At 44.4% G+C, this 11,027-nt stretch carries 11 protein-coding genes and 1 pseudogene; all 12 read right to left on the bottom strand.

Annotated features, from left to right (window positions below; all coding sequences use genetic code 11):
* Nucleotides 1–714 (bottom strand): annotated as a pseudogene (locus AC1DSE_RS21415) (hypothetical protein); the annotation flags it as partial.
* Nucleotides 715–912: 198 nt separating this feature from the next.
* Entirely contained in the window at nucleotides 913–2,175 is a 1,263-nt protein-coding gene (locus AC1DSE_RS21410; protein ID WP_339207918.1) for a peptidase U32 family protein, read from the bottom strand.
* Nucleotides 2,176–2,350: 175 nt separating this feature from the next.
* A complete protein-coding gene (locus tag AC1DSE_RS21405; protein WP_441875863.1) occupies nucleotides 2,351–3,283 on the bottom strand; it encodes a peptidase U32 family protein in 933 nt (310 codons plus the stop codon).
* Nucleotides 3,284–3,338: 55 nt separating this feature from the next.
* Nucleotides 3,339–4,445, bottom strand: a complete 1,107-nt coding sequence (mltG, locus tag AC1DSE_RS21400; protein ID WP_441875860.1) for an endolytic transglycosylase MltG — start codon at nucleotides 4,443–4,445, stop codon at nucleotides 3,339–3,341.
* Nucleotides 4,446–4,662: 217 nt separating this feature from the next.
* Nucleotides 4,663–4,974, bottom strand: coding sequence for a DUF1292 domain-containing protein (locus tag AC1DSE_RS21395; protein WP_054027280.1), 312 nt, complete (start codon nucleotides 4,972–4,974; stop codon nucleotides 4,663–4,665).
* A complete protein-coding gene (locus tag AC1DSE_RS21390) occupies nucleotides 4,974–5,270 on the bottom strand; it encodes a DUF1292 domain-containing protein (protein WP_076270813.1) in 297 nt (98 codons plus the stop codon). The genes AC1DSE_RS21395 and AC1DSE_RS21390 overlap by 1 nt, the downstream gene beginning before the upstream one ends.
* A gap of 8 nt (nucleotides 5,271–5,278) precedes the next feature.
* On the bottom strand, nucleotides 5,279–5,695 hold the full coding sequence (gene ruvX / locus AC1DSE_RS21385) for a Holliday junction resolvase RuvX (protein ID WP_076270814.1): 417 nt from the start codon (nucleotides 5,693–5,695) through the stop codon (nucleotides 5,279–5,281).
* A gap of 121 nt (nucleotides 5,696–5,816) precedes the next feature.
* A complete protein-coding gene (locus tag AC1DSE_RS21380) occupies nucleotides 5,817–6,083 on the bottom strand; it encodes an IreB family regulatory phosphoprotein (protein WP_076270873.1) in 267 nt (88 codons plus the stop codon).
* Between the two features lie 50 nt (nucleotides 6,084–6,133).
* Nucleotides 6,134–8,767, bottom strand: coding sequence for an alanine--tRNA ligase (gene alaS, locus AC1DSE_RS21375; RefSeq protein WP_477528158.1), 2,634 nt, complete (start codon nucleotides 8,765–8,767; stop codon nucleotides 6,134–6,136).
* A gap of 355 nt (nucleotides 8,768–9,122) precedes the next feature.
* Nucleotides 9,123–10,193 (bottom strand): AI-2E family transporter, encoded by a 1,071-nt coding sequence (locus AC1DSE_RS21370; protein ID WP_076270816.1) that lies wholly within the window; start codon nucleotides 10,191–10,193, stop codon nucleotides 9,123–9,125.
* Nucleotides 10,194–10,348: 155 nt separating this feature from the next.
* Nucleotides 10,349–10,546 (bottom strand): hypothetical protein, encoded by a 198-nt coding sequence (locus tag AC1DSE_RS21365; protein WP_054027275.1) that lies wholly within the window; start codon nucleotides 10,544–10,546, stop codon nucleotides 10,349–10,351.
* A 13-nt stretch (nucleotides 10,547–10,559) separates the two neighbouring features.
* On the bottom strand, nucleotides 10,560–11,027 hold a 468-nt coding region (locus AC1DSE_RS21360), incomplete at its 5' end, for a PRC-barrel domain-containing protein (protein WP_477528157.1).

Genomic DNA, 11,027 nt, shown 5'->3' with positions numbered 1-11,027 from the left:
ACTCAAGCCTATAGTTGGCGCACCCGCTGGATCTGACATGCCTTCAGGCTGTGGCGGAATCCAGTTTGTTTTCCCCGCATTTTCGACAGTTTCCATAAACCATGCTGTTTTCATTAATTTCTCCGCAGTGCCGGTGGTTGCCCGGCCGGATGTTACAACCGTCAATTTCGGATTTACAGGCAGCAGCATCATGGAAACGATCGTATTATTACCCATAACGTAAGATTGCATTTTGTCGCTTAAATTACGCGATGCCTCAAACTTGCTGAAATCGTCATCGCCGTCAAGCATTTTCCTTACAATTTCATGGAAGCTTTTATCAATTAATATTTGCAGCGATAAATCTTCATACGTCTTGAAAATAACGTCCATATTGTTTGCAACCTGATTGATCGTTTGAAAGCTCGCTTCTGAAACTTTATTTTCAATAATCGACTTCGACTTTGAATAAGCCATTAGACCTACTGTCAATACACACGCGATAATACTGCAAAAGATAATCGTAAACAGCTTCGTTCCTACTGATTTAATCGGGCTTGACAGCTTTGTGCTTTTTACAGATAACGTCGCTGCCTTTGCTGCTTGTGATAAAGATTGCATTTTTGATGACGCTTTCATACTTGTACCTGACTTAATTTCGTTTGTGCTATTTTGCTCTTTTTCCTGTTTCTGTTTCTTTGTTTTCTTCTTTTTTTGTTCTTCTTGGTTTTCCATGAGGGAAGACACCGCCTTTAATATTGTAAGTCCAAAATAGTACGTTTGCTGCTAGCGCATCTTGCCGAAATATGTATTTACAGTAGATTTACAGTATATTATTTTATATCGACACATTCTTGTCATTTCATAATAATAAATACAAAAAAAAGAGTCTTATTTTCTAAAAAAATAAGACTCTAGTCATGTTTTGCCTATTTACTTCTTCCCGATCTTCTTTCTCATCATATCCATCGGTTTAACCGGCTTTAACGTACGAATGCGAATATGCTGCAAAGGATGGCGAGCCGCTTCAAGCGCATTGCCATCTGTATCCGTAATTTCGGTTACTGTTTGCTTGAAAAAAGTACCCTTCGGACCAACAAATTCGATTTCTTGTCCGAGTTTAAAGTGATTGCGCTGCTGCACGATCGCAAAACCCGTTTTATCATTATAATCTACGACTACTCCAGCAAAATCATATGGCGCTGCTTTTTCCTCTGGCTCATAAATATGATCCTCCGCACCCGGTGTATCAAGGAAAAATCCAGTGTTTAGCGGACGGTTGGCAGCCTTATTTATCTCATCCACCCATTCCTGCTTCAGCTCGAAATGCTCAGGATCAGCGAAATACGCATCAATCGCTTGACGATAAACATTAACGACTGTCGCCACATAGTGAATGCTTTTCATTCGTCCTTCGATTTTGAAGCTGTCAACGCCAACTTCGATAAGCTCCGGCAAATATTCAATCATGCATAGATCTTTAGAGCCCATTGTGAACTTATCTTCTTCTTCCGGGTACATTGGCATATCGTCAACAAACAAATCGTATTTCCAGCGACATGACTGACAGCAGCCTCCACGATTGGAGTCACGATCCGTAAAATGATTAGACAACACGCAGCGACCAGAGAAAGATGAGCACATCGCACCATGAATAAACGCTTCGATCTCAATATCAACATTTTTTTTTATTTCTGCAATGTCTTTAAAGCTCGTTTCACGGGCCAGCACAACGCGCGGCAAGCCTTCTTCCTTCCAGAACTGCACAGCCTGCCAATTCAGCGTAGATTGCTGCGTGCTCAAATGAACCTCAAGCTTAGGAGCTACTCGCTGCGCCGTTTCAATAATGGCAGGATCTGCGGCAATGATAGCTGAGATTCCTGCTGCTTCTAGATTGCGCAAGTAGTCTTCAAGTCCCTCTACATCCTCATTGTGCGCATATATATTTGTCGCGACAAACACCTTTGCACCATAGCGGTTGGCGAACTCAACGCCTTCCTTCATTTCTTCAAAGCTGAAATTGTCTGCATTGGAGCGCAAGCCATACTTTTGACCGCCGATATAAACCGCGTCAGCTCCGTAATGAATCGCAAATTTCAGCTTCTCTAAATTTCCGGCTGGTGCGAGCAGCTCCGGCTTGTCCAGCCGATGGCGTTTGCCTTGATAGCGAGGTGTCGTCTTCTCAATTGTTGTCACTATGTGTACCTCCTAAGTTTTGCGAAGCAAAACTCACTTCGTAAGCATTAACTTTGGTTTTGCGAAGCAAAACTCACTTCGTAAGCATTAACTTTGGTTTTGCGAAGCAAAACTCACTTCGTAAGCATTAACTTTGGTTTTGCGAAGCAAAACTCACTTCGTAAGCATTAACATATTAATAGACTTGCTCTTTGAAGAAGAAGCCAAAACTCAGCTCTCGCTGCGGATTCTGGACTTTCTTAATCGCGTCAAGCCATTCCTCTTGGAAAATGTAGCCCTCTGGATCAGCCAAATAGGCATTGATTGCTTGCCGATATGAGCGCACAACAATTTCGTTGTACTCGGTAGATTTCATTAATCCCTCAATCTTCAAGCTGGTTACTTTAGCATCCAGCAGCTCATGAAGGTTCTCTACCATACAAACATCATCCGAGCTCATAATATGAGTGCCGTTCGCATCTTCGTAGATTGGATAACGCTCGTCCTGCCGCTCCGCTTCCATCACATAAAGCCCGCGATCCTTGTCTTTCTCCGGAAGCCGATCCGTCTCCGACTGATGCTCCATATAGCTCTCTACAAGCGAACGCTTTGAATGATAAATATTCGTCATCCCATGCACATGTACTTGAACCTCAAGTTCTGTACTAGCCGTTGTCTCGCAAACCTGATCCATATTGAGTTCGCGTGCGAGCACATATCTAGTCGCACCTCTGCGGCCCCAATAATTAGCTGTAACATAATTAGTTGAGGTCATTTCGGCATTCCAGTGCAGCGCCATGCCTGGGGCATGCAACCTAGCAGCCATTAAGACCGCAGGGTCGCCGAATACTAGTGCATCAACGCCAGCTTCAGCAAGCGAGGATACATAATCATTTAATGAATCCGCTGCTTCATTATCCATAAGATTGTTAAGGGCAGCATAGATTTTCACACCCTTAGGCTTAGCGAGCTTTACGGCCTGCGCTATCATTTCTTTGTTAAACTCTCCTGCTAATCGCATACCGTAGCGTGCTTCGCCAATGACAAAAGCATCCGCGCCTGCTGCCATGAGCCTCTCCAGCTCTTCTATAGATGCAGCGGTAGCTAACAATTCCGGCTTGTACGCCATACTTGATCCTCCTTAAAAACACCGTGAAGCTTCGTTTCCTATCTAATCGTTATGACTACCCAGCCGTCTGATTACTTTTCTCGATGTTTTTCAAATGCTCTTTATATGTTTTTGCGAACAAATGAGTCTGACTTCCATCCTTCTTGGTTACATAGAAAAAATATTCCGTATCTTCCGGATATATAGCCGCTTCAATCGACTTAAGACTTGGACTTGCGATAGGTCCAGGCGGCAAACCTTCTACCTTATACGTGTTATAAGGACTGTCTACGAGCAAATCCTTCTCGTAAAGACGTTCCTTTGGCTTATCTAATGAATATTGAACGGTAGCATCAATTTGCAGCTTCATGCCATCGGCAATCCGGTTGTAAATAATGCCCGATACGAGAGCTCTTTCCTCGTCCACAACGACTTCACGCTCTACAAGCGACGCGATTGTCAGCATATCATGAAAGGACATTTTTTTCTCTTCAAGCACTTCCATCCAGCCCTCTGGAAGCTCAGCAAGCTTCCGGTCGAGTTCAAGCGCCATCCGTTTAATAATATCTTCTTCTGTGCTTTCTTTTTTCATCTCATACGTTTCAGGGAACAAATAACCTTCAAGACGCTGATGCAGCTTATCGTTATTGGGAATGGAGCGAACAGCCTCCGCATCACCCCAATTGTTTTCCGATGCAATTAATCCAATAAACTTTTCTTTGTTGATCAATTTCTCTTGAGCAAGCTTGTCAGCAATTTGCAATACGGTAAAGCCCTCAGGAATCGTGAATCGAATCGTTTCTGCTTCTACGGTGTCGCCAGCATTTAGCTTGGCTATAATGGCTTCATTATTCATGCCGGGGTTCAGCTCATAAAGTCCCGCCTGAAAGCGGCCGCCTTGATCCTTAAGCTTCAAGTAATATTTAAATATAAATGCATTTTTAATAATCCCTTGCTCTTCCAGTAATTCTGCAACCTCATTCGCTGATGTTCCTCTTGGAATATCAATCTTCTGAACCGCACCAGCAGCTGTTGGCTTCAAGCTGCTCCACACATATAAAGCAACGCTTCCAGCACCTATAATCATAATTCCTAACAAGCTTAAAATAACCCATAATGTAATGCGGCTTTTCCTCGGTCCCGATGATGATTGTTGCTCAAGGTGCTGTGATGACTTGTCCAAAATTAGACCCCCTTTTTTATAATGCATCATTTTCGGTATATCGATTTGCGCAGGCGAAATGGCTGAGACCATCCTATGGTGGCTCAGCTGAAAATGCTGTTAAACAGGTCAATGAAGAGAATTACAACCGCATGTTTGAGTAATTAACGCTAAACATGGAACAAAAGAGCGGTTATTGGCCGCTCTCTCGTTAGATGCATATACATTAGACGACGTTTTATGGACGCTCGTCAGTAGCAAACAATAAATCATCGTACGCTTCTGATGCAGCTTCCCACTCTTCATCGTTTTCGATGTTTTCCAGCTGCGGTTCACCATCGACTTGAATGACGCGGAATAGCTCAACATCATCCTCGCCACGCATCGGATCCGATTGCAGGGCTGCATAAATGCGATCCCCTAGCTGAAACTCAGCTTTAATATCGTATACCTCTACGCTGCCGTCATCTGCTTCAAGCTCAATTTCATTGCCGAATGCCGCTCGTAGCGTATTCAGCTTCTTAGGTGCTTCATGCTCTGTGCCGGACATTAATTTTCTTCCTCCATCTCACCAAGGAGAGTGTTGAACGTTTCCTCAACCATATTCCATTCTTCTTCATCTTCAATGGTATACAGCTTCAGGTCATCGCCTTCTTCTTCATAACGGAAAGCATATACTTCATCTTCCTCGTCATTTTCTCCATGAAGCGGAACTACCATCATATATTTCTGATCGGAACCATCAACTTCAAATTTCATGATGACTTCGAATTCCTCTTCGTTTCCTTCTTCATCCGGGATATAAATAATTTCCGGCTCTTCGAATTCCAACTCTTCATTTGTCATGTTTACCCTCACCTTTTCGCTTTAGAATCGAGATAATTTTGCAAAATAAGCGTTGCCGCCATTTTGTCTATTACAAGCTTTCGCTTCTTCCGGCTGACGTCCGCTTCAATAAGCGTTCGTTCGGCAGCTACCGTTGTCAGCCTTTCGTCCCAAAGGTGAACAGGTATGTTTAGTTTCTGCTTAATCTGTTCTGCGAATTCTATACAAATTTCTCCACGTGGACCGATGGTGCCATTCATGTTTTTTGGAAGACCAACAACAATTTCACTAACCTCATGCTCCTTAACCAGATCGGCAATGCGGTCAAACTCACTATGGTCTCGCCTTCGTTCAATAACACCAGTTCCTTGCGCGGTCCAACGAAAAGCGTCGCTGACAGCAACTCCTATGTTGCGGTCACCGTAATCAAGTCCCATCAATCTCATGTCTTGTCCGGCTCCTGCCTCATTAGTTAAAATATAAGAATTTATAAGTTTATCTGCTTATAAACTGCTTATATTTCTCTGCGAAACGATAGCTAAGCCTCCTAAGGGGGGCTTTAGCCGTTTACGCTTGTTGTTTCTTATGGTTTAGATAAAACCGGACAAGCTCTTCGATTAATTCGTCTCGTTCCTTCTTGCGAATTAAACTCCTGGCGTTGTTATGCCGCGGAATATACGCGGGATCTCCGGACAGCAAATACCCAACGATCTGGTTAATCGGATTATACTCTTTCTCTAGAAGCGCTTCATGCACGGATAGCAGAATGTCTTGAGAAGATTCAACCCCCTCCGCCTTCACGTTAAATTTCATTGTTTTGTCCATGGAACTCATCGCCAGCACCTCGCTTTCCAAACCGCATTTCAATGAGATATACACTCATATCATATCACATTTGTTTGATTAAGAACTAGTTCTTCTGTAAGTTTCAATGCTTCATCCAACTTCGTTGTGTCTTTTCCGCCTGCTTGCGCCATATCTGGGCGTCCGCCRCCGCTGCCGCCGCAATGAATTGCAGCTTCTTTTACAATTTTGCCCGCATGGAAACCTTTTTTAATTAAATCTGCAGAAACGGCAGCTGCAAGGTTCACTTTGTCATCCGAAATCGCACCAAGCACGATAACACTTGACTCCAGCTTCAGCTTCAATTCATCAACTATGCCGCGAAGCGCGTCCATTGAAGGAGCATTCACTTTTGCGCAAAGGACAGTAATGCCATTCACTATTTTCGCGTTTTGCTCAAGTGATCCTGCTTCGATCCGGCTCAGCTTCGCTTGAAGTGATTCATTCTCGCGAGAGAATTCCTTCACTTGACCGAACAATGCTTCAATCCGTTTTGGCACATCATTTGCATTTGATTTCAGAAGTGCAGCCGATTGCTTAAGCAGGTCAAGCTGACCATCTAAATAGTTATACGCATGTTTACCCGTAACGGCTTCAATTCTTCGAACACCCGACCCAATACCGCTCTCGCTTAACAGCTTGAACAATCCGATTTGCGATGTATTGCTTACATGACAGCCTCCGCATAGCTCCAAGCTATAGCTGCCAACTTGAACCACACGAACCTCATCGCCGTATTTCTCGCCGAACAACGCCATCGCGCCCATCGCTTTAGCTTCATTCAATGATTTCGTTTCGATGGATACTGGAGTTCCGAGCCAAATTTGCTCATTGACGCGGCGTTCAATCGTCACTAGTTCTTCAGCAGTTATACTGCCAAAGTGCGAGAAGTCGAAGCGCAGGCGTTCAGCCTCTACCGAAGAGCCCGCTTGATTGACATGATCGCCAAGCACTTCTTTGAGCGCTTTATGAAGCAAATGCGTTGCCGTATGGTTTTTGATAATGTCATCGCGTACAGCTCTAGCAACGCTCGCCTCTACTGCTTCACCTGTACGAGCAGTACCTGAGGTAACAACAGCATGATGGACGCTTTGACCGTGCGGTGCTTTGGTTACTTCTTCAACCTGCAGCGTAAAGCCGTTGCCCGTAATCGTTCCTGTATCTCCGATTTGTCCGCCGCTTTCTGCATAGAAAGGTGTCCGATCCAATATTACAACGACTTTGCTGCCTTCTGGAGCCGATTCAACCAACAGATCCTCATGAACAATGGCAATGATTTTGGACTCAGTTACCAGTTCATTATAGCCAACAAACTCACTTTTAACCGTGAAATCGCCGAGCGGTCCGCCTTGAACCTTCATGCTTCCAGTATCTTGGCGAGCTGCGCGGGCACGGTCGCGCTGTGCTTCCATGGCTGCGTCGAATCCAGCACGATCAACCGTCATTCCATTTTCTGAAGCAAAGTCCTCCGTCAAATCGAAAGGAAAGCCGTAAGTATCATACAAGCGGAATGCATCATCGCCATTAATCTCTTTTTGGCCAGCTTTCGTACCAGCAGCTACCAGATCAGACAGCATAGATAGTCCATCGGACAATGTCTCATGGAAACGCTCTTCTTCCGTACGGATAACCCGCTCGATAAATTCACGCTTTTCTACAACCTCTGGATAATAAACGCCCATAACTTCGCCAACAATTGAAGTCAGCTCATGCAAAAACGGACGGTCGATTCCGATTGTTTTTCCGTAACGAACAGCTCTGCGAAGCAAACGGCGAATGATGTAGCCACGGCCTTCGTTAGAAGGCATTACGCCATCACCTACTGCGAACGCTACTGTACGAATATGATCGGCAATAACTTTAAGCGCAACATCATGCTCTTCATTCACTTTGTAGCTTACTTTCGCAATTTCACAAGTGCGGTCGATAATTGGACGGAATAAATCCGTATCAAAGTTCGAATCCACATCCTGCAATATAGAAGCAAAACGCTCAAGTCCTGCACCTGTATCGATGTTTTTGATTGGAAGCGGCGTGTAGCTGCCGTCTTTATTATGATTGAATTGTGAGAATACAACGTTCCAAACTTCTAGGAAACGCTCGTTCTCACCGCCTGGCCAGCATTCTGGGTCCGAAAGATCGCCATATTTGTCGCCGCGGTCATAGAAAATTTCTGTACAAGGTCCGCAAGGGCCCTCGCCAATATCCCAAAAATTTTCTTCCAGCTTATAAATCCGTTCAGCAGGAAGGCCAATTTTCGTATTCCAGAACTCGAATGCTTCTACATCTTCTGGATATACCGTTACCGACAAGCGATTAGGATCAAAACCAATCCATTTTGGCTCAGTCAGAAACTCCCATGCCCAAGTAATAGCTTCTTCCTTGAAGTAATCACCGATCGAGAAATTGCCCAGCATCTCGAAAAACGTATGATGACGGCGGGTTTTGCCTACGTTTTCGATATCATTCGTACGAATGCACTTCTGTGAATTCGTAATACGCGGGTTTTCTGGAACGATGCGTCCGTCAAAATAAGCCTTTAGCGGCGCCATACCTGCATTAATCCATAGCAAGGACGGGTCATTATGCGGTACAAGCGATGCACTTGGTTCAATTTTGTGGCCTTTGCTTTCAAAAAATGCAAGCCATTTTGCACGAATTTCACTAGCTTTCATTAGGATGAGCCCCCTTCAAATGATAAAACACAAAAAAAGCCCCTGTCATTGACAGGGACGAATAGAATCGCGGTACCACCCTGGTTATTGCCTCGCTGCAAACAGCTAGAGCAATCGCCTTCATTAGACATTAACGGGTCCAACCGGTGAAGTTCATTCACACTCCGAAAATAGCTTTCGGCCACTCTTCGTTATAAAAGCTCTCTCAACCGACGCGGCTGCTTATCGAAAAGCAAATGCGAAGAAGCTTTCTCTCTGGCTAACGGGCATTGGCTTACTTCATTTCATCAACGATTTATTCCCTTATAATTGACACTTGATTATTTTAAAATTATAGCCACAGCCTATCCGCCTGTCAAATAATCTTTCTTCGCACGTAGTAGGCGAACATATGCTGAATGATCACTTTGCAGGCTGCAAAAATAGGAACCGCCAAAATCATGCCAACAATGCCTGCAATCTCCCCTCCGACCAGCAATGCAAAAATGATCGACAAGGGATGCATATGGAGCGTACGGCCTACCACCTGTGGAGAGATTACGTTGCCTTCGAGTATTTGGCACAGGGTGTTGATAATCGCGACAAGGATGACCATCTTAATGGAAACCGTAGATGCCATTAGTATTGCAGGTGCGGCTCCAAAAAAAGGACCGAGATACGGAATGACATTCGTTATCGCAACGATGCCGGCAAGGAGCAGCGCATAAGGCATACCGATCAACAGGTACCCGAAATAAGCAAGCACGCCAACGATAATACAAACCAAAAACTGTCCGCGAATATAGCTGCCGAGWGCCGTATCGATATCTTTAAGCAGCCTGACCGTGTTTTTGCGATGTGATTTGGGTACATACGTAATGACCGTTCTTTCAAACACATCAAAATCCTTTAATATATAGAAGGCGAGAAACGGAATAATGAACGCGATAAACACTGCATTTAACATGGACCCAATATTGTTAACAAAGTTGAACAAACTCTCCGACAGCTTTTTTTCCATATGCAAAAGTGACTTATTAAGCCCGCTTCGAATACTCTCCGGTAAAAAAGAAGTGTTGTTAATGTCCGTGACGATATTTTGAGCACGCATGGAAAGCTCAGGCACATGACGATTGATTTCCTGTACTTGTTCGATGAACATTGGAATCAAGTTAACGAGAATCACCGTAATGACTGCACAAAACACTGCATATATGAGCAGCACGGCAATCGTCCTAGGAACCTTCCGGTCATGCAGCATCGTAACGATCGGATTCAGCACATAAGAAATTATCATCGCGATTATAAATGGAGCAAAAACGGCTTTTACAAACACATATACGTTCACAATAAGCGGCTTTATAAGCAGCATAAGATAAATCGCAAGCAGACCCAATATGATGTAAACCAGCCAGACAAACAGACGGTTCTTCGTAAAGCGCTCCACCGTCCTCACCCCCGAACTTTCTTTATCCGCTTCGCTCTTAGCAAGACAAGCCGAACTAGTTCAGTATATGTACAAGCGCCCTAAATCATCCTATAACAGCAAAAAAAAGACGGCCGAAGACCGTCTTTTGATATTCAAGTTTATAGCAACGCACGTCAGTTGACGTGAACTTGTGTAATTTCTTCCTCAAAGAACAAGTCGTCGAGTGAGCTTAACGTGCCATCCTCTTCCACTTGGTAAACCGACATTTTGTCGCCGTTAACCGTCAGTTCAATGAAGCAGCCCCAGCAATAAAACTGGTGGGAACCGATCTTTCCGATATCTTTCGAATTACAATTCGGACATCTCATCATCTTTCATTTCTCCCTATCCTCTGAAATTGGAAGCTGCGACAGGCTCCAATTCCGCTTCACTGACAGCAGGAACAATAATCGCGTCTTCCCCGAGTAATACGCTATCCGGATCACTCGGCGCCTTCAGCCATCTGCGCCCTTCCATCAGATCCGAAACAAAACCGTCCGTAAGCTCGTAGCCTATTATTTGTGTACCCTCTTTTGGGTAAAAATAAACATCCGACACTCTGCCAAGTTGAATACCTTGTACAGTTACGACGGGCAGATCCTTTAATTTCACTAATCCTGTGTCATAAGAACGTAGCAATTGCTTCGACTTCATCCGAACGATCGCTGCTTCACTTGCTATAATAACGGTGTCCTCTCCGCAAGATATCACGTGAGTCCACTCCACTATTTTTACGGAGGAAGCAAACCACTTGGGACAATCGAGTATTAGCCCTTTCAGCTGCCAATGCTCATCGAACCAGGCGTCCTTGAC

This window comes from Paenibacillus sp. 01L418 (assembly GCF_056400045.1).
Note: the sequence above shows the minus strand (reverse complement) of the source record. Positions and strands in the feature narration are given on the sequence as shown.

Bases quoted from the DNA above. Each gene is read 5' to 3' on its own strand.
- AC1DSE_RS21365 (WP_054027275.1), bottom strand. From the start codon at position 10,546: ATGATGAGATGTCCGAATTGTAATTCGAAAGATATCGGAAAGATCGGT.
- AC1DSE_RS21395 (WP_054027280.1), bottom strand. From the start codon at position 4,974: ATGTCCGGCACAGAGCATGAAGCACCTAAGAAGCTGAATACGCTACGA.
- AC1DSE_RS21405 (WP_441875863.1), bottom strand. From the start codon at position 3,283: ATGGCGTACAAGCCGGAATTGTTAGCTACCGCTGCATCTATAGAAGAG.
- AC1DSE_RS21380 (WP_076270873.1), bottom strand. From the start codon at position 6,083: ATGAGTTCCATGGACAAAACAATGAAATTTAACGTGAAGGCGGAGGGG.
- ruvX (WP_076270814.1), bottom strand. From the start codon at position 5,695: ATGAGATTGATGGGACTTGATTACGGTGACCGCAACATAGGAGTTGCT.
- AC1DSE_RS21390 (WP_076270813.1), bottom strand. From the start codon at position 5,270: ATGACAAATGAAGAGTTGGAATTCGAAGAGCCGGAAATTATTTATATC.